This is a genomic window from Pseudomonas sp. UM16, from assembly GCF_050312595.1.
In the GTDB taxonomy this organism is placed as follows: Bacteria; Pseudomonadota; Gammaproteobacteria; order Pseudomonadales; family Pseudomonadaceae; genus Aquipseudomonas.
Window position 1 is genome coordinate 97952 of the sequence record NZ_JBNPJT010000013.1, and the last position, 19554, is coordinate 117505.

The 19554-nt window shown below is 59.8% G+C and carries 17 protein-coding genes; 13 read left to right on the plus strand and 4 right to left on the minus strand.

Features of this window, described 5'->3' with window-relative positions; genetic code table 11:
- The first annotated feature begins 148 nt into the window (after positions 1-148).
- The 6 genes from gatC (at position 149) to ACQRAX_RS16940 (ending at position 5299) form a co-directional block, all read left to right on the plus strand.
- The gene (gatC, locus tag ACQRAX_RS16915) at positions 149-436 is read left to right on the plus strand and encodes an Asp-tRNA(Asn)/Glu-tRNA(Gln) amidotransferase subunit GatC (protein WP_412038712.1); all 288 of its coding nucleotides are present in this window, start codon (positions 149-151) and stop codon (positions 434-436) included.
- Positions 437-452: 16 nt separating this feature from the next.
- Positions 453-1904: an Asp-tRNA(Asn)/Glu-tRNA(Gln) amidotransferase subunit GatA gene (gene gatA / locus ACQRAX_RS16920; RefSeq protein WP_412038711.1), complete on the plus strand. Its 1452-nt coding sequence runs from the start codon at positions 453-455 to the stop codon at positions 1902-1904.
- 11 nt (positions 1905-1915) lie between these two features.
- Positions 1916-3361, plus strand: a complete 1446-nt coding sequence (gene gatB / locus ACQRAX_RS16925) for an Asp-tRNA(Asn)/Glu-tRNA(Gln) amidotransferase subunit GatB (RefSeq protein WP_412038710.1) — start codon at positions 1916-1918, stop codon at positions 3359-3361.
- Between the two features lie 69 nt (positions 3362-3430).
- Positions 3431-3805: a septal ring lytic transglycosylase RlpA family protein gene (locus ACQRAX_RS16930; protein WP_412038709.1), complete on the plus strand. Its 375-nt coding sequence runs from the start codon at positions 3431-3433 to the stop codon at positions 3803-3805.
- Between the two features lie 62 nt (positions 3806-3867).
- Positions 3868-4911 (plus strand): calcium/sodium antiporter, encoded by a 1044-nt coding sequence (locus tag ACQRAX_RS16935; protein ID WP_412038797.1) that lies wholly within the window; start codon positions 3868-3870, stop codon positions 4909-4911.
- Positions 4912-4921: 10 nt separating this feature from the next.
- Positions 4922-5299, plus strand: a complete 378-nt coding sequence (locus ACQRAX_RS16940) for a carboxymuconolactone decarboxylase family protein (protein WP_412038708.1) — start codon at positions 4922-4924, stop codon at positions 5297-5299.
- Positions 5300-5322: 23 nt separating this feature from the next.
- On the opposite strand, the gene ACQRAX_RS16945 is transcribed toward ACQRAX_RS16940, so the two are convergent.
- The 4 genes from ACQRAX_RS16945 to ACQRAX_RS16960 form a co-directional block, all read right to left on the minus strand.
- The gene (locus ACQRAX_RS16945; protein ID WP_412038707.1) at positions 5323-6696 is read right to left on the minus strand and encodes an amino acid permease; all 1374 of its coding nucleotides are present in this window, start codon (positions 6694-6696) and stop codon (positions 5323-5325) included.
- Between the two features lie 51 nt (positions 6697-6747).
- Positions 6748-7689, minus strand: a complete 942-nt coding sequence (locus tag ACQRAX_RS16950; RefSeq protein ID WP_412038706.1) for an AEC family transporter — start codon at positions 7687-7689, stop codon at positions 6748-6750.
- 77 nt (positions 7690-7766) lie between these two features.
- Positions 7767-8327 carry a response regulator transcription factor gene (locus ACQRAX_RS16955; protein ID WP_045184713.1) on the minus strand — a complete coding sequence of 187 codons (561 nt, stop codon included), beginning with the start codon at positions 8325-8327 and terminating at the stop codon, positions 7767-7769.
- The gene (locus ACQRAX_RS16960; protein ID WP_412038705.1) at positions 8327-9583 is read right to left on the minus strand and encodes an ATP-binding protein; all 1257 of its coding nucleotides are present in this window, start codon (positions 9581-9583) and stop codon (positions 8327-8329) included. The genes ACQRAX_RS16955 and ACQRAX_RS16960 overlap by 1 nt, the downstream gene beginning before the upstream one ends.
- 202 nt (positions 9584-9785) lie before the next feature.
- On the opposite strand from ACQRAX_RS16960, the gene ACQRAX_RS16965 reads away from it, so the two are divergent.
- The 7 genes from ACQRAX_RS16965 to ACQRAX_RS16995 all read left to right on the plus strand — a co-directional run bounded on the left by ACQRAX_RS16965 (position 9786) and on the right by ACQRAX_RS16995 (position 19544).
- Positions 9786-10502, plus strand: coding sequence for an SIMPL domain-containing protein (locus tag ACQRAX_RS16965; RefSeq protein ID WP_412038704.1), 717 nt, complete (start codon positions 9786-9788; stop codon positions 10500-10502).
- Between the two features lie 329 nt (positions 10503-10831).
- The gene (locus ACQRAX_RS16970; RefSeq protein ID WP_412038703.1) at positions 10832-12457 is read left to right on the plus strand and encodes an ABC transporter substrate-binding protein; all 1626 of its coding nucleotides are present in this window, start codon (positions 10832-10834) and stop codon (positions 12455-12457) included.
- A gap of 256 nt (positions 12458-12713) precedes the next feature.
- Positions 12714-14306: an ABC transporter substrate-binding protein gene (locus tag ACQRAX_RS16975; protein WP_412038702.1), complete on the plus strand. Its 1593-nt coding sequence runs from the start codon at positions 12714-12716 to the stop codon at positions 14304-14306.
- 164 nt (positions 14307-14470) lie between these two features.
- On the plus strand, positions 14471-15850 hold the full coding sequence (locus tag ACQRAX_RS16980; protein WP_412038701.1) for an OprD family porin: 1380 nt from the start codon (positions 14471-14473) through the stop codon (positions 15848-15850).
- Between the two features lie 75 nt (positions 15851-15925).
- A complete protein-coding gene (locus ACQRAX_RS16985) occupies positions 15926-17521 on the plus strand; it encodes an ABC transporter substrate-binding protein (RefSeq protein WP_412038700.1) in 1596 nt (531 codons plus the stop codon).
- Between the two features lie 72 nt (positions 17522-17593).
- Positions 17594-18604: an ABC transporter permease subunit gene (locus tag ACQRAX_RS16990; RefSeq protein ID WP_045184696.1), complete on the plus strand. Its 1011-nt coding sequence runs from the start codon at positions 17594-17596 to the stop codon at positions 18602-18604.
- Between the two features lie 10 nt (positions 18605-18614).
- On the plus strand, positions 18615-19544 hold the full coding sequence (locus tag ACQRAX_RS16995; RefSeq protein ID WP_412038699.1) for an ABC transporter permease subunit: 930 nt from the start codon (positions 18615-18617) through the stop codon (positions 19542-19544).
- Positions 19545-19554 lie beyond the last annotated feature (10 nt).

The following is a 19554-nucleotide window of genomic DNA, read 5'->3' on the forward strand; positions in this document are numbered from 1 at the left end:
CGGCGGGGATTTTGGGCAAGGCGCCAATATGTTAAATTGGCAGTTTTTCCGAGCAAGCCTGCACACAATCGCGGCCTTATGACCGTAAATCTGCCAGCATGTTCCTCATCGCGGACCAAATCCGTTTTTGTTTCCCCAGGAGATCCCCATGGCGCTTGAACGCTGCGACGTGGAAAAGATCGCTCATTTGGCCCGACTGGGCCTGAATGAAACCGATCTGCCACGCACTACCGATGCCCTGAACAGTATTCTGGGACTGGTCGACCAGATGCAAGCAGTCGACACCACTGGCATAGAGCCACTGGCGCACCCACTGGAAGCCAATCAGCGCCTGCGCGCCGATGTGGTAACAGAAAGTAACCATCGAGACAGCTACCAGGCCATCGCCCCGTCGACGGAAGACGGCCTGTACCTGGTTCCGAAAGTCATCGAGTAAGGGAATAGAGCCTGCCATGCATCAATTGACCCTGGCCGAGATCGCCCGCGGACTCGCCGACAAGAGCTTCTCCTCCGAAGAGCTGACCCGCAGCCTGCTGGCGCGGATCAACCAGCTCGACCCGCAACTCAACAGCTTCATCAGCGTCACCGAAGAGCTGGCCATCAGCCAGGCCCGCGCCGCCGACGCCCGTCGCGCCGCCGGTGAGAACGGCCCCCTGCTCGGCGCCCCGATCGCCCACAAGGACCTGTTCTGCACTCAGGGCATCCGCACCAGCTGCGGCTCGAAGATGCTCGACAACTTCAAGGCGCCTTACGACGCAACCGTGGTCAGTAAGCTGGCCGAAGCCGGCACAGTGACTCTGGGCAAGACCAACATGGACGAATTCGCCATGGGTTCGGCCAACGAATCCAGCCACTACGGCCCGGTGAAGAACCCGTGGAACCTTGAGCACGTACCCGGCGGCTCGTCTGGCGGTTCGGCAGCGGCGGTGGCTGCGCGGCTGCTGCCGGCAACCACCGGCACCGACACCGGCGGCTCGATCCGACAGCCGGCGGCACTGACTAACCTCACTGGCCTGAAACCGACGTACGGTCGTGTTTCGCGCTGGGGCATGATTGCCTACGCCTCGAGCCTAGACCAAGGCGGCCCACTGGCGCGCACTGCCGAAGACTGCGCACTGCTGCTGCAAGACATGGCCGGTTTCGACGCCAAAGACTCCACCTGCATCGATGAACCGGTCCCGGATTACAGCGCCGGCCTCAACGCCTCGCTGGAAGGTCTGCGCATCGGTCTGCCGAAGGAATACTTCGGTGCCGGCCTGGACCCACGCATTGCCGACCTGGTTCAGGCCAGCGTCAAAGAGCTGGAAAAGCTCGGCGCGGTGGTCAAGGAAATCAGCCTGCCGAACATGCAGCACGCCATCCCGGCCTACTACGTCATCGCCCCGGCGGAAGCCTCATCGAACCTGTCGCGTTTCGACGGCGTGCGTTTCGGCTATCGCTGTGAGAACCCGGTGGACCTCACCGACCTGTACAAGCGCTCCCGCGGCGAAGGCTTCGGTGCCGAAGTACAGCGACGTATCATGGTCGGTGCCTACGCCCTTTCGGCCGGTTACTACGACGCTTACTACCTGCAAGCGCAGAAGATCCGTCGCCTGATCAAGAATGACTTCATGGCAGCATTCAACGACGTCGACGTGATTCTCGGCCCAACCACGCCAAACCTGGCCTGGAAAATCGGCGCCAAGAACAACGACCCGGTCGCTGCGTACCTGGAAGACGTTTACACCATTACCGCCAACCTCGCCGGCCTGCCAGGCCTGTCGATGCCGGCCGGTTTTGTCGACGGTCTGCCGGTTGGCGTGCAACTGCTCGCCCCGTATTTCCAGGAAGGCCGCCTGCTCAACGTCGCGCACCGCTATCAGCAAGTCACTGATTGGCACACTCGCGCACCTACCGGCTTCTGAGGGATCACCACATGCAATGGGAAGTTGTCATTGGGCTGGAGATTCACACCCAGCTCGCCACCCAGTCGAAGATTTTCTCCGGCAGCGCCACCACTTTCGGCTCCGAGCCGAACACCCAGGCCAGCCTGATCGACCTGGGCATGCCCGGCGTACTGCCGGTGCTCAACCAGGAAGCAGTGCGCATGGCCTGCATGTTCGGTCTGGCAATTGACGCCGAGATCGGCCATCACAACGTTTTTGCCCGCAAGAACTACTTCTACCCCGACCTGCCCAAGGGTTATCAGATCAGCCAGATGGAGCTGCCGATCGTCGGCAAGGGCCACCTGGACATCGCCCTGGAAGACGGTACGGTCAAGCGCATCGGCATCACCCGTGCGCACCTGGAAGAAGACGCCGGCAAGAGCCTGCACGAAGACTTCAGCGGCTCTACCGGGATCGACCTGAACCGCGCTGGCACGCCGCTGCTGGAAATCGTTTCCGAACCGGAAATGAGCAGCGCCAAGGAAGCCGTGGCCTACGTCAAGGCCATCCATGCCCTGGTGCGCTACCTGGGCATCTGCGACGGCAACATGGCCGAAGGTTCGCTGCGCTGTGACTGTAACGTCTCGATCCGCCCGAAAGGCCAGACCGAGTTCGGCACTCGCTGCGAGATCAAGAACGTCAACTCGTTCCGTTTCATCGAGCGGGCGATCAACAGCGAAATCCAGCGCCAGATCGAACTGATCGAAGACGGTGGCAGGGTCATTCAGGAAACCCGCCTGTACGACCCGAACAAAGACGAAACGCGCTCGATGCGCAGCAAAGAGGAAGCCAACGACTACCGTTACTTCCCCGATCCTGACCTGCTGCCGGTGGTCATCGAGGCTGCCTACCTCGACAGCATTCGCACCACCCTACCGGAACTGCCGCCGCAAAAGCGCGAACGTTTCCAGAGTCAGTTCGGCCTGTCGGCCTACGACGCCAACGTACTGGCTTCGAGCCGTGAGCAAGCCGACTACTTCGAACAAGTGGTCGCCGTGTGTGGTGATGCCAAGCTGGCCGCCAACTGGGTCATGGTCGAGTTGGGCAGCCTGCTCAACAAGCTTGGTCTGGAAATCGATCAGGCGCCGGTGACTGCCGCGCAACTGGGCGGCATGCTCAAGCGCATCCTCGACAACACCATCAGCGGCAAGATTGCCAAAGTGGTGTTCGAGAAGATGGCCGCCGGTGAAGGCGACGCTGACCAGATCATCGAGGCTGAAGGTCTGAAACAGGTGACTGACAGCGGCGCAATCGAGAAGGTCCTGGACGAAATGCTCGCGGCCAACACCGAGCAGGTCGAGCAGTACCGCGCCGCCGATGAAGCCAAGCGCGGCAAGATGTTCGGCTTCTTCGTCGGTCAGGCCATGAAAGCGTCCAAGGGCAAGGCCAACCCGCAGCAAGTGAACCAATTGCTCAAGAGCAAGCTCGAAGGGTAATCGCATCACCCTGTGGGGGCCGGCAATGGCGACCCCCACAGGTGATCATTTCACTTCGGAGCAACTGAATTGATGTGGCGTTCCCTCAGCGCACTCGCGCTTTTTAGCCTGCTGGCCGGCTGTGCCAGCCACGACATCGACCCTCGCGGTTACGACAAATCCGGCACCGCCTCCTATTACGGCTCCCGTCACCACGGTAAACGCACCGCCAGTGGCGAGCCCTTCAATAAAAACGCCATGACAGCCGCCCACCGCAGCTTGCCCTTCGGCACACGGGTCAAGGTCACCAACCTCAACAACGAACGCAGCGTGGTCGTGCGCATCAACGACCGTGGCCCGCATACGCGTGGCCGATTAATTGATCTGTCACAGGCCGCAGCAGAAAAACTCGGCATGATCCGTAGCGGAACCGCGCGCGTACGGGTACAAAGTCTCAGCGACTGACCCTGTTACGGAGCACGACCATTTTCGACCTGGCCGCATTACCCACCTTCAGCCTGCTGCAACTGGCTTTCGGCCTGATCCTGCTCATCGCTGGCGCCGAACTGCTGGTACGCGCGGCCTTGCGCATCGCTGCCAGCCTGCACGTACGCCCGCTGATCATCGGCCTGAGCCTGGTGGCCTTCGGCAGCAGTGCGCCACAACTGACGGTCAGCCTGCAGGCGGCCTACACCGGCGCGCCTGATGTGGCGGTGGGCAGCGTGATCGGCAGCAACATCTTCAACATTCTGGTCACCCTGGGCCTGGCCGCCTTGATCATTCCCCTGCGCGTCTCACGGCAATTGGTGCGCCTGGACATTCCACTGATGATCGGCGCCAGCCTGCTGGTGTACCTGCTAGCGCTCAACGAACTGCTCGGGCGCCTCGAAGGCGCACTGTTGCTCGCCGGCCTGCTGGGCTACCTGGCGATGCTCTGGCATCAGTCTCGCCACTATGCCCGCACCTACCCAAGCCCCGGCCCGCGCCCGCAACGCGGCGGCACCTTCTGGCTCACCAGTCTGCTGTTGATGCTTACTGGCCTGGGCCTGTTGAGCCTCGCCGGCCATCTGCTGCTGGAGGCCGCCGTCGAAGTGGCGCTGGATCTGGGCTTGTCGGAACGGGTCATCGGCCTGACGGTGGTGGCGGTCTGCACCTCGCTGCCAGAAATGGCCACCTCATTGATTGCCGCGCTGCGCGGCGAACGCGAGATCGCCGTGGGCAACGTCATCGGCAGTAACCTGTTCAACTTGCTCGCAGTGCTCGGCCTGACCGCCCTGATCGCTCCCGAGCCACTGTCGATCTCGCCCAACGCCCTGGATTTTGACTTGCCGGTGATGCTTGGCGTTGCCGCTTTGAGCCTGCCGGTTTTCTACTCAGGCTACCGTGTGACCCGCGCCGAAGGCCTGGTGTTTCTTGGCTTGTACCTGGCTTATGGTCTGCATGTGGTGGCCTTCACCACCGGCATGCCGCTGGCCACCCGCCTGGAAAAACTGATGCTGTTCTACGCATTGCCTGCACTCGGGGTGCTGTTGCTGTACACCACCCTACGCGCGTGGCGCCGCCAACACTAAGGAACACAACATGGGCGATAACAACAAAACCGGCGAGCAGGTTCGCCGCCAAGTGATGGGCGATGCCTTCGTCGATCGCGCACTGGGCAATGCCACCGAGTTCACTCAACCCCTGCAGGACTTCGTCAATGAACATGCCTGGGGCAGCGTCTGGAGCCGTGAAGGCTTGCCGCTGAAAACCCGCAGCCTGATCACGCTTGCAGCTCTGACCGCACTCAAGTGCCCACAGGAGCTCAAGGGCCACGTGCGTGGCGCCTTGAACAACGGCTGCAGTGTCGAAGAGATTCGCGAAGCGCTGCTGCATTGCGCGGTGTACGCCGGCGTGCCGGCGGCGATCGATGCGTTTCGCGCCGCCCAGGAAGTGATCGACAGCTACCAAAAAGGCTGATCGATCCCCCAAAAAGCAGGCCGTCAGTCGGCAGTGACGGCGGCCTTGTGGCCCTTTTTCTTCAGCCAGAAGGCCACACCCAACACCGCCAACCACGCCGGGATCAACAGCACTGAAATGCGGATGCCCGGGGTCAGGTACATGATCACTAGAATCAGGGCGAGGAAAGCCAGGCAGACATAGTTGGTCAGCGGATAGCCCCAACTCTGGTAGAAGGTGGTCTCGCCCGCAGCCTGCTTGGCGCGGCGGAACTTCAAGTGAGTGATACTGATGATGCCCCAGTTGATCACCAGCGACGACACCACCAGCGCCATCAGCAAACCAAAAGCCTCAGCCGGCATGAAGTAGTTGATCAGCACACACAATCCGGTCGCCAGGGCCGAAATCCCCAACGCCGCCAACGGCACCCCGCGCACATTGACCTTGAGCAGCCGCTTTGGGGCATCCCCCTGGATTGCCAGGCCAAACAGCATGCGGCTGTTGCAGTACACACAGCTGTTGTACACCGACAGAGCGGCGGTTAGCACCACGAGGTTAAGCAGCGTTGCCACCAGATCGCTGTCCAGGGCATGGAAAATCATCACGAAGGGGCTGCCGCCCTGCACCACTTTTTGCCACGGGTACAGCGACAACAGCACAGCCAGGGCGCCGATGTAGAAAATCAGGATGCGATAGATCACCTGATTGGTCGCCCGCGGAATGCTGTGCTTGGGATTGTCGGCCTCAGCAGCGGTGATCCCCACCAGTTCCAACCCACCAAAGGAAAACATGATCACTGCCAACGCCATCATCAGGCCGCTGATGCCATTGGGGAAGAAGCCGCCGTACTGCCAGAGGTTGGCCACACTGGCATCCGGCCCGCCGTTGCCACTGATCAGCAAGTAGCCACCAAAGGCAATCATGCTGACGATGGCCACCACTTTGATCAGGGCAAACCAGAATTCCATCTCACCATAGACTTTCACCTGGCTCAGGTTGATCAGGTTGATCACCACGAAGAAGATCGCTGCGGTTGCCCAGGTCGGGAAGCCTGGCCACCAGTACTGGATATAGATCCCCACGGCGGTCAGCTCGGCCATGCCGACCAGCACGTACAGCACCCAGTAGTTCCAGCCCGACATGAAGCCTGCGAACTCACTCCAGTAACGATGGGCGAAATGACTGAAGGTCCCGGAAACCGGCTCTTCGACCACCATCTCACCGAGTTGGCGCATGATGAAAAAGGCGATCAGGCCAGCAATTGCATACCCCAACAGCACCGAGGGGCCAGCCAGCTGGATGGTTTGGGCAATGCCCAGAAACAGACCAGTGCCGATTGCGCCACCCAGCGCAATCAACTGGATATGGCGATTCTTCAGCCCGCGGTGTAACCGTTCTGGGGTGATCTCATCTTGCATGAAGTGTCCTCGACGGTGAGAGGCAGTGTTGGAATTGTTTTCTTACAGAATCTAGATCCAGCCACCCCACTGCAAGAAAAAGATACCGATGTTGGTGGTAATAGCGGCCATCAGGGTAGTGATGACGATGATCGCTGCGGCCAGTTCGTGATTACCATTGGTGGACCTGGCCATTACATAGCTGGCCGCGGCCGTCGGGCTGCCGAAATACAGAAAGAGGATGCCCAGCTCAGCGCCGCGATAGCCCACCAGCCAGGCTCCGAACGTCGCCAGCACAGGCAGCCAGACCATTTTCAGCAAACTGACACTGACGGCCAGGTTGCCACTCTGGCGTAGCGAGGCCAGTGACAGGGTGCCACCGATACAAATCAACGCCAGCGGCAGCGTCATCTGCGCCAGGTAATCACTGGAAGTCAGCAGCCAGTTGGGCAGGGCAACTTGGCCATACGCCAGGGCAGCCGCCAACAGCACGCTGATGATCAGCGGATTACGCAGGATGCTTTTGCAGATACTCCAGGGGTCGGACTTGGCGCTGGGGCTGTACACGGCCAGCACCACCACCGACAGCGAGTTGTAGAGCAGGATTACCAGCCCAGCGAGGACCGCGCCAAGGGAAATCCCATAATCGCCATACATGCTCGCGGCCAGCGCCAGGCCGATCACCCCGTTGTTGCCGCGAAACGCGCCTTGGGTATAGATCCCGCGGTCTTGCCGCGGGCAGCGCCAGATGGCGATGCCCCAGGCCAGACCGAAGCCGATCAGGGTGGCGATGGCAAAGTACAGCAGCAGCCCAGGCTGCACGGCCGTTGTCAGGTCTGCGTGATAGATACCCAGGAACAACAGCGCCGGCATGCAGACGTTGAACACCAGTGCCGAGGCGGTATGGATAAAGCCGTCGTTGATCGCATTGATGCGTTTAAGCAGCACGCCCATGAACAACATGGCAAAGACCGGCGCCGTGATGTTCAGCGTCTGAAGGAAAAGGGCGAGCATGCAGGACGGTCCCGGTGGCTGTCGTTAGGGGGCTAATGATACGCCTGCGCCGAGCCCCAGACACAGTCTGAACGCTATCAGCGTCGAACCGGGCGCTTCTGCAATTTGCGCTGCAGGGTGCGCCGATGCATGCCCAAGGCACGCGCGGTGGCGGAGATGTTGCCTTCATGCTCGGTCAGCACGCGCTGGATGTGTTCCCACTGCAGGCGGTCGACCGACATCGGGTTTTCCGGTACCAGACTGTCCAGATCGGCATGCTCGGACAGCAACGCGGCCAGCACGTCATCGGCATCCGCCGGTTTGCACAGGTAGTTGCAAGCGCCACGCTTGATGGCTTCGACGGCGGTAGCAATGCTCGAATAACCGGTGAGGATCACCACGCGCATTTCCGGATCAAGCTCGAGCAGCTTGGGCAACAACACTAAGCCCGAGTCACCGTCCATCTTCAGGTCGAGGGTGGCGTAATCAGGCACATCCTGCTGAGCCAGCACCAGCCCCTCTTCAGCAGAACCTGCGGTGCTCACGCGAAAACCGCGGCGGCTCATGGCCCTGGCCATGACGCGGGTAAAGGTGGCGTCGTCATCTACCAGCAACAGGTGCGGGAGTTCTTCGCCTTCAACCTGGATTTCATCACTCATCACACATCTCCTCGGGCGTCACGCGGCAGGCGCAGCTCGGTGAGCGTTCCGCCTTCTTCATGACTATAGAGTTTTACCGAGCCGCCAGCACGGGTCACGCTGGCCTTGCTCAAGAACAGGCCCAGGCCAAAGCCTTTGCCCTTGGTGGTAAAGAAGGGTTTGCCGATCGACTCGGCTATCGCCACCGGCACACCCGGGCCATGGTCACGAATGCTGATCACCATGTCCTGGGCATCCCAGTCCAGGCGCACTTCAAGGTCGTCCGGACAGGCATCGGCGGCATTGTTCAACAGGTTCAACAACGCCTGAGTCAGGTCAGGTGGCGGCGCCACACGCGGCACGCTGCCCTGACCGAGACGTTGAAAGCGATAGCTGGCTTCAGGACGCATCAGGTGCCAACGATTGAGGGCCTCATCCAGCCAGGCGGTAACTTCCTGGTCTTCCACCGCCATGCGCCGATTGGCTTCGGCGGCGCGCACCAGGTTCTGCAGGGTTTCCTTGCACAACTTGACCTGGTCCTGGAGCACCGCCAGGTCTTCCTGCAGCAATGGGTCGCTGTGGTCCTGGCGCATTTCCTTGATCAATACGCTCATGGTCGCCAGCGGCGTACCCAACTCATGGGCAGCACCAGCAGCCTGGGTCGCAACCGCCAGCAGCTGTTGGTCGCGCAGGCCTTCTTCCCGTCGCTCGGCACGCAGTTGCTCCTGACGACGCAGCTCTTCAGCCATTTTCGCCGCAAAGAAGGTGATCACCGCAGCCGCCAGAGCAATGCTCAACCACATGCCGTAGACCTGCATCTTCTCCCGCGCCATGGGGAAGGTCTCCAGCGGGTAGAACTGCACCAGCAGCAAGCTGTAGGCCGCCAGGGCGATGCCCGAGAGCACCAACGAATAAACCCAGGGCAAGGTCACCGCAGCAATGGCCAATGGCACCAGGTAGTAAGACACGAAGGGGTTGGTCGAGCCCCCCGAGTAATACAGCAAGGCACTGTGGATCAATAGGTCACAGGCCAGCTGGAAGGCATACTCAAGCTCGGTGACCGGCAACGACAGGCGCAGGCGCAGGGCGGTGAAGGCACAGAGCAAGCTCGACAGGCCAAGGGTGATGACCAGCGACAACCAAGGCAGCGGTAGCAGGTCCGTCCAGTAGGCGACGCCCACCGAGCCGGCCTGGGCGGCCAGTACCAGAATGCGAATGAAGGTCAGGCGCCAGAGGTTCTGACGGGTAGCGGACAGCATTTGTACGGGGGCGAGCATGAGCTCTCCTGATGAGTGCTCCAGGGCGAATCGTGGCGAGTATACCGAAGCTGCGCGACGCGCTGCTGACCTGCGGCAAAGCGCCACACTTTTTTACACATCAATGATGGCCATTTTGAACCTCACTACACTCTTGCGAGTCTCATGGGCCTGCGTGGAATGGATAACACAGCGTCCACGCCTCAATTTGAAGGAGTCATACATGCTTAATTCCCGCCGCAGCGCCGCCCTCGTGATGGCCACCAGCCTGCTCGCCAGCCTCCCGGTGTTGGCTGAAGAGCCCCGCTACAACCAGATTTCGCTGCGTGCTGAAGTCAGCAAGGAAGTGGCCCGCGACCTGATGATCGTGACCCTGTACAGCGAAGCGCAAAATACCGACCCGGGCAAGCTGGCCAAGGAAATCACCGAGACCATGAACAAAGCGGTGCAACAGGCCCGCGAGGTCAAAGAAGTGAAGATCAGCCAAGGCAGCCGCAACAGCTACCCGATCTATGACAACAAGGGCCAAAAGATCACCGGTTGGCGTGAGCGCGCGGAATTGCGCCTGGAAAGTGCCGACTTCCCGGCCCTGTCCAAGCTCACCGGCGAGCTGTTGCAACAGCTGAAAATGGGTGGCATGGATTTCTCCATCGCCCCGGCCACGCGCAAGTCCAGTGAAGACGCGTTGCTCAAGGACGCCGTCAATGCATTCAAGACCCGCGCCCAATTGGCCACCGAAGCGCTGGGCGGCAAAGGCTACAAAGTGGTCAACCTGAACCTCAACAGCAGCGGCTACCCCCACCCCTACGCACGCAGCGCGCCGATGATGATGAAAGCCAGCATGGATGCCGAAGGCGCCGCGCCGAGCCCGGATATCGAAGCGGGCACCAGCCAGGTCAGCCTGAGCGCCGATGGAACCATCGAAGTGCAAATGCCTTAAGTAGCACTACCCTCAATAGCGTTACTTTTATGCAGGTTCGCGGCAGCTTCGGCTGCCACGAACGCCGTTACGCGTAGCAACCGCGCGCACCATTTCAGTGCCATACATGACTCTCCTAGTGCAATACGTCTTCGAAACATACTGAAATATACCCTCGCAAACGTTCAACTCCGTAAAAAATTATACGAATGCGACATTCCTGTACGTTCGTCCCACTCTTTCTCGCCAGCTATCCTTTTGAGTGTTGCATTGGGTATGAGGCCTGCATAAGTATCCGCAGGTCGGCTCACAAGGCCCCCTCAATCAAAAATGACAACAATGAGGCCACCATGCTCAAACACGCGGTCATTCCGTTTCTAGTCGGCGCAGGCTTGCTTGCCAGCGCACCCTCTGCCCTTGCGGCGACTAACCTGGTGTTCTGCTCAGAAGGCAGCCCGGCCGGTTTCGACCCAGGCCAGTACACCACCGGAACCGACTTCGATGCCTCAGCCGAGACAGTCTTCAATCGCCTCAGCCAGTTCGAGCGTGGCGGCACTGCGGTTATCCCGGGCCTGGCAACCCGCTGGGACATTTCCGATGACGGCCTGACCTATACCTTCCACTTGCGTGAAGGGGTCAAGTTCCACACCACCGAATTCTTCAAGCCAAGCCGCGAATTCAACGCCGACGACGTACTCTTCACCTTCAATCGCATGCTCGACAAAGACATGCCGTTCCGTAAGGCCTACCCCACCGAGTTCCCGTACTTCACCGACATGGGCATGGACAAGAACATTGCCAAGGTGGAGAAGGTTGACGATCACACGGTCAAGTTCACCCTCAACGGCGTCGATGCTGCGTTCATTCAGAACCTGGCCATGAGCTTTGCCTCGATCCAATCGGCGGAGTACGCCGAGCAGTTGCTCAAGCAGGGCAAGCCCGCCGATATCAACCAAAAACCGATTGGTACCGGGCCGTTCGTGTTCAGCAAGTACCAGAAAGACGCGCAGATCCGCTTCAAGGGCAACAAAGATTACTGGCAACCCGATGACGTCAAGATCGACAACCTGATCTTCGCCATCACCACCGATGCCTCGGTGCGCATGCAAAAACTCAAGAAGAATGAATGCCAGGTCACGCTGTTCCCACGCCCGGCCGATATCGAGCCACTCAAAGCCGACCCGAACCTGAAAATGCCCGACCAGGCTGGCTTCAACCTCGGTTACATCGCCTACAACGTGATGGACAAAATCAAGGGCAGTAACGAGCCCAACCCCATGGCGCAACTCAAGGTCCGCGAAGCCCTGGACATGGCGGTGAACAAGCAGCAGATCATCGACTCGGTGTATCAGGGCGCGGGGCAATTGGCAGTCAACGCCATGCCGCCGACTCAATGGTCTTACGACACCACCATCAAGGATGCCAAGTACGATCCGGAAAAGGCCAAGCAACTGCTCAAGGAAGCGGGTGTCAAAGAAGGCACCGAGATCACCCTGTGGGCCATGCCGGTACAGCGCCCGTACAACCCCAATGCCAAGTTGATGGCTGAAATGCTGCAGTCCGATTGGGGCAAGATCGGCATCAAGGCGAAAATCGTCAGTTACGAGTGGGGGGAATACATCAAGCGCTCCAAAGGTGGCGAGAACGGCGCCATGTTGATTGGCTGGAGCGGAGACAACGGTGACCCGGACAACTGGCTCGGCACCTTGTTCGGTTGCGATGCCATCTCCGGCAACAACTTCTCCAAATGGTGTGACCCTGAGTACGACAAACTGATCAAGCAGGCCAAGGCCACCTCCGATCAGGCCAAACGTACCGAACTGTACAAGCAAGCCCAGCACCGCCTCAAAGAGCAGGTGCCAATGACCCCGATCGCCCACTCGACGGTGTATCAACCCATGCGTAAAACCGTACAGGACTTCAAGATCAGTCCGTTCGGCTTGAACTCCTTCTATGGGGTAAGCGTAACCAAATAGCAGCCAGCTGACTCGGTCCCGGGGTGCCATAGGGCACCTGGGGCAGAAGTCTGATGGCCTTGGCAGGTCAACCGCTAGCGCATCGACACGGAAACGTCGCTCAACGCTGACGGACACCTCCTACACATCCTTGCGAACTCGTACCTCGCCGAAGCGCGCTGACGCCCCTACCGTCAAGTCAGTGCTGCAGGCGATGCGACTTACATCGTTGTGTGCTGTGGACTGATCAAAAAACAACAAGAAATCAAGGATCGTTATGCGCCATATCCCTGTTTTTGCCGCGTTGCTAGGCCTCGGCCTGCTAACCCAGAGCCCTTTGAGCCAAGCCAACAACCTGGTGTTCTGCTCCGAAGGCAGTCCTAGTGGTTTTGACACCGCGCAGTACACCAGCTCCACCGACAACGACGCCGCCGAGCCGATCTATAACCGCCTGGTCGAGTTCGAGCGTGGCGCCACTGCGGTCCAACCCGCTTTGGCCAAAAGCTGGGAGGTGTCACCCGACGGGCTGACCTACACCTTCCTGCTGCGTGAAGGCGTGAAGTTTCATAGCAACAAGGACTTTACCCCCAGCCGAGAGCTCAACGCTGACGACGTACTGTTCACCTTTAACCGCATGCTCGACCGCGAGCACCCGTTTCGCAAACTCTACCCCACCGAGTTCCCTTACTTCGTCAGCATGAGCCTGGACAAGAACATTGCCCGGGTCGAAAAGACCGGACCGATGACCGTGGTGTTCACCCTCAACAGTGTTGATGCCGCGTTCGTGCAGAACCTGGCCATGAGCTTCGCGGCGATCCTTTCTGCCGAGTACGCCAACCAACTGATGACGTCCGGGCGCCCCAGCGACATCAACCAGAAACCGATTGGCACCGGGCCTTTCGTGTTCCAGCGCTATCAGAAGGATTCGCAGATCCGCTATCGCGGCAACAAGGATTACTGGGACCAGGATAAGGTCAAGCTCGAGCAGTTGATCTTTTCGATCAACACCGACCCGTCAGTGCGCATCCAGAAGTTACGCAAGGGGGAGTGTCAGGTCACCGTCAACCCGCGGCCGGCAGACCTTCAAGCGCTGAAGAACGATGCGCAATTGCAAGTCATCGAAAACCCTGGTTTCAACCTCGGCTACATCGCCTACAACGTCCAGCACAAACCCTTTGACCAGCTTCAGGTCCGCCAGGCCATGGACATGGCAGTGAACAAGTCGGCCATCGTCCAGGCGGTTTACCAACATGCCGGCCAACTGGCAGTGAACAGCATGCCACCGACCCAATGGTCCTACGATCACAGCATCAAGGATGCTGGCTACAACCCGGACAAGGCCCGTCAGATGCTCAAGGCCGCCGGGGTCAAGGAAGGTACTGAGATCACCCTCTGGGCCATGCCCGTGCAACGCCCCTACAACCCCAACGCCAAGCTGATGGCCGAGATGCTCCAGGCTGATTGGGGCAAGGTCGGCCTCAAGGTCAAGATTGTCAGCTACGAGTGGGGCGAATACCTCAAGCGTACCAAGGACGGCGAACATGACATCTCGCTAATCGGTTGGACCGGCGATAACGGTGACCCGGACAACTGGCTGGGCACGCTGTACAGCTGCGACGCCATCGGCAGCAACAACTATTCCATGTGGTGCGACCCGCAGTACGACGAACTGGTCAAGAAAGCCAAGACCATCACCGACCGCGAACAACGCACAGTCCTTTATCAGCAGGCCCAGCAACGCCTCAAACTGCAGGTGCCGATCACCCCGATCGCCCACTCGACGGTCAATCAGCCGCTCAGTGCCAAGGTCGAGGACTTCAAGGTAAGCCCCTTCGGGCGCAACGTCTTTTCTGGCGTAAGCATCGAGTAACCCCTGCCACGTTCAAGGGAGTGCAATCCACTCCCTGGAACGCTTGCAGCCTGAACATGCCCGATTGTCATCGAGCAAACGTTTGCAACCCTTGTTTCACCAAAAAGAACGCCAAGCTCACGAGGCCCGGCGCTAACAAAAAAGAAAAGAAAGGGAGCTTTACCTTGAGACGAACCACAACCGCAGTACTGGCCTTGTCCATCACCGGATTGTCCGCCTTGGCGCATGGCGAAGCCATCAGCCAGGACTTTGTTCCGATCAGCGTCAAGGACAGCAGTGCCCAGAGTGAAGCCACCGGCTTTTTCGAAGGCCAGAGCCTCTCTGGCTCGACGCGCAACTGGTATGCCCGCGAACGCGCCACCCGAGCACCGCTGTGGAAGTACTACAAAAGCGATGGCACTCGTCATGACACCCACAGCCGCGATAACTGGGTGCAAGGCACCATCCTCAATTACAGTTCGGGCTTCACCGAGGGTGCCATCGGCTTCGCCACCGAAGTTGCGGCCTACAACGCCATTGCCCTGGAACAGGGGCGCGCGGCGGTCGCCGGGCCAAACAACCGCACCCTGACCCACAGTGACGGCGACGTCATCGGCCAGTGGAGCAAGATGGGCCTGGCCAACGTCAAGGCCCGGGTCTCCAACACCACCTTGACCGCCGGGCGCCAATCGATGGATACCCCGGTAATCGCCTACATCGGCAACCGTGCCCTGCCGTCGAGCTTCCAGGGCGTAAGCATTCACAGCGAAGAATTCGACAACCTGTCGTTCGACGCCGGCAGCTTCGACCGGGTATCACCACGTAGCGAACAGAGCCTGAGCAAGTTTCGCTCCGAGTACGGCGCTAATGGTGCAGAAACCGACCGCATCAGCATGGCCGGCCTCAACTACCAGCCCCTGCAAAGCCTGCAGACCAGCCTGTATGTCTCCAAAGTCGAAGACTTCTGGAACCAGTACTACTTCGGTGCCAATCACCAACTGGGTGACAGCTCGGTGCTGAGCCTGACCACCGGCCTGAACTACTACAAAACCAAAGATGAAGGCCGCAGTGAACTCGGTGAGATCGATAACGACACCTACAGTCTGTCGCTGGGCCTGACCCACCAGGCACACAGCCTGACCTTCTCCTACCAGCAAGTAAACGGTAACGAGTACTTCGACTACCTGCATGAAACCAACGCGATCTTCCTGGCCAACTCCCTGCTCTCGGACTTCAACGGTCCGAACGAGAAGTCGATGCAGATCGCCTATGTGCTGAACATGGCCCAGTACGGCGTACCGGGCTTGAAGTTCAACCTGTACAACGCTCGCGGCTGGGACATTGACGGTACTCACTACCGGGGCAGCGGTTACGACGTGAAAAACCTTGATGGCGAGAACCACTATGAGTGGGGTATTGGCACCACGTATGCCGTGCAGAGCGGCGCACTCAAAGACACCACCATCCGCGCCACCTACACCGCGCACCGCGCTAGCAAGAACCAGGGCGACGGTAGCCTGGACGAGCTGCGTATCGTGACCACTATTCCATTCAACATCCTCTAAGCCTCGACCGCCACGGCAGGTTCACGGAATCGGTCGTGGCGGCTACGCTGGCTTAATTGATAGCAGGGAGTTTTCATGAAATTGCTACCGCTACAGACTGCCCTGGCAGCCGTCCTGTTGAGTGCTGCGGCGGGCCTGTCGGCCAAGCCGCTGGTGGTGTGTACCGAGGCCAGCCCGGAAGGCTTCGATATCGTTCAGTACACCACCGCGGTGACCGCCGACGCTTCGGCTGAAACCGTGTTCAACCGGCTGGTCGACTTCAAGCCCGGCACCACTGAAGTCCAGCCAGCTCTGGCCGAGCGTTGGGAGATCAGCCCAGACGGCCTGACCTACACCTTCCATCTACGCCGTGGAGTGAAGTTCCATAACACCGACTACTTCACGCCCACCCGTGAAATGAACGCCGACGATGTGCTGTGGAGCTTCCGACGACAGCTGGACCCGAATCACCCATGGCACAATAAAACCAGCATCGGCTTTCCGTACTTCGAGAGCATGGGGTTCAAGGACCTGCTCAAAAGCGTAGAGAAGACTGACGACCATACCGTGGTCTTCACCCTCACCCGCCCGGAAGCACCATTTTTGCCTGACCTGGCCATGGCCTTCACTTCGATCTACTCGGCCGAATACGGCGACCAGTTGCTCAAGGCCAACAAGACCGCCGACCTCAACAGCAAGCCGATAGGCACAGGGCCGTTCATCTTCCAGCGCTACAACAAAGACGCTCAGGTTCGCTACAAACCCAACCCCGACTACTTCCGTGGCAAACCACCGGCCGATGCGCTGATTTTCGCCATCGCCAACGACAACAACGTACGTCTGCAGAAGCTCAAGGCCAACGAATGTCAGGTAGCGCTCTATCCCAAGCCTGATGATATCCCCAGTGTAAAAGCCGACCCCAAGTTGAAGGTCGTCGAGATGGAGGCCCTGACCACTGGGTACATCTCGCTGAACACCGAGCACAAATACTTGAGCGATGTACGCGTGCGTAAAGCCATCAACATCGCCTTCGACCGCCAGACTCACGTCGACCAACTGTTCGGCAAAGGCAATGCGCTGGTAGCAGTGAACCCCTACCCTCCAACCTTGATGGGCTACAACACCGCTAACCAGAACCCGCCGCGCGACCTCGACAAGGCCCGCGCCCTGCTCAAGGAAGCCGGGGTACCAGAGGGGACGGTGTTGACCCTGTTCACCCGCAATGGCGGCGGCCCGACCAATCCCAACCCGCGTTTGAGCGCGGAAATGCTCCAGGCGGACCTGGCCAAGATCGGCCTGAAAGTCGATATCCGCATCATGGAGTGGGCAGAAATGCTGCGCCGGGCGAAAAAGGGCGAACCCGATATGGTTTCTGCTGGCTGGGCCGGTGATAACGGCGACCCGGACAACTTCCTCACCCCGCTACTTAGTTGCGATGCGGTAAAAAGCGGGGAGAACTATGCCCGTTGGTGCAACAAGACCTTCCAGGCGTTGATCGACCAAGCTCGCGCAGTGAGCGACAACAATGAGCGTGCAGCGCTCTATGTAAAGGCGCTGGCGGTGTACGATGAAGACCAACCGTGGATCAGCATGGCGCATCCAAAGATGTTCACCGCCATGCGCAACAACGTGGAGGGGTACCACATCAACCCCCTCACCAATAACAACTTCGCCACCACCCAGGTGAAGTAGAACAAGAACGACCACCGTCACCCTACCCGGGTGCCGGTGGCATGCCATACGGCTGATGAGGTACACCAGAAGATGTTTAGTTTTATTGCCCGGCGCCTGGGACTCTTGATCCCGACCTTCTTCGGCATCACCTTGCTGACGTTCGCCCTCATACGCCTGATCCCCGGCGACCCGGTGGAAGTCATGATGGGTGAACGCCGGGTTGACCCGGAAATGCACGCCCAGGCCATGGAGCGCCTGGGCCTGAACAAACCCTTGCCAGAGCAATACCTGGATTATGTCAGCAAGCTGGCCCAGGGCGACCTTGGCGAGTCGCTGCGTACCCGTGAGAGCGTCTGGACCGAGTTTCTCGCGTTGTTCCCGGCGACCCTCGAGCTAGCCCTGGCGGCATTGTTCTTTGCCGGCATCATCGGTCTGCTGGCCGGCGTGATCGCGGCCCTCAAGCGCGGCTCATTGTTCGACCACGGGGTCATGGGTATTTCTCTGGCGGGCTACTCGATGCCGATCTTCTGGTGGGGCCTGATCCTGATCATGTTCTTCTCCGTGAGCCTGGGCTGGACCCCGGTTTCCGGACGTATCGACCTGCTCTACGACATCGAGCCGACAACCGGCTTCATGCTTATCGACACCCTGCTCAGCGATGAAGAGGGCGCCTTCAAGGATGCGCTGATGCACCTGATCCTGCCGGCCATCGTCCTGGGCACCATTCCGTTAGCGGTGATCGCGCGGATGACCCGCTCCTCGATGCTCGAGGTGCTGCGCGAAGACTACATTCGCACCGCTCGCGCCAAAGGCCTGTCGCCCGCGCGCGTGGTATTCGTCCACGGCCTGCGCAATGCCTTGATTCCGGTACTCACAGTGTTCGGCTTGCAGGTCGGCACCTTGCTCGCCGGCGCAGTCCTGACCGAAACCATCTTTTCCTGGCCGGGCATCGGCAAATGGCTGATTGAAGCCATCGGCGCCCGTGACTACCCCGTGGTCCAGAACGGCATCCTGTTGATTGCCTGCCTGGTGATCCTGGTCAACTTCGTCGTGGATATCCTCTACGGCCTGGCCAACCCACGCATCCGTCATCAGCGCTAAGGGCCCCGCCATGACCACCCCACTTGCAAAAGCCATTACCCCCCCGGCCACCACTGTTGACCAGAGCCTGCTCTACCCCTCTCCCTACAAGGAGTTCTGGCACGCGTTTTCGCGTAACAAAGGCGCGGTCGCCGGGCTGATGTTCATGAGCCTGATCGTGTTCTGCGCGCTGTTCGCCCCCTGGGTCGCACCGCACAACCCCAGCGAGCAGTACCGCGACTTCTTGCTCACCCCACCGGTATGGCTCGAAGGCGGCAACTGGCAATTCATTCTCGGCACCGACGAGCTCGGTCGCGACCTGCTTTCGCGGCTGATTCAGGGCTCGCGGCTGTCGCTGTTGATCGGCCTGTCATCGGTGGTGATCTCACTGATTCCGGGGATTTTCCTTGGCCTGTTGGCCGGTTTTTTCCCGCGCATCCTCGGCCCGTCGATCATGCGCCTGATGGACGTCATGCTGGCCCTGCCTTCGCTGCTGCTGGCCGTGGCCATCGTCGCGATCCTCGGCCCAGGCTTGATCAACACCGTGATCGCCATCGCCATCGTCTCGTTGCCATCCTATGTGCGCCTGACCCGCGCAGCGGTCATGGGCGAGCTGAACCGTGACTACGTCACCGCCGCACGCCTGGCCGGCGCCAGCCTGCCGCGACTGATGTTCGTCACCGTGCTGCCCAACTGCATGGCGCCGCTGATCGTGCAGGCCACCTTGAGCTTCTCCTCGGCGATTCTTGATGCCGCCGCCCTGGGCTTCCTGGGCCTGGGCGTACAACCACCCACCCCAGAGTGGGGCACCATGCTGGCCTCGGCTCGCGACTACATCGAACGCGCCTGGTGGGTCGTGAGCCTGCCGGGTTTGACCATTTTGCTCAGCGTGCTGGCAATCAACCTGATGGGTGACGGACTGCGCGATGCGCTGGACCCGAAACTCAAGAATGCCGCCTGAGGAGATCGCC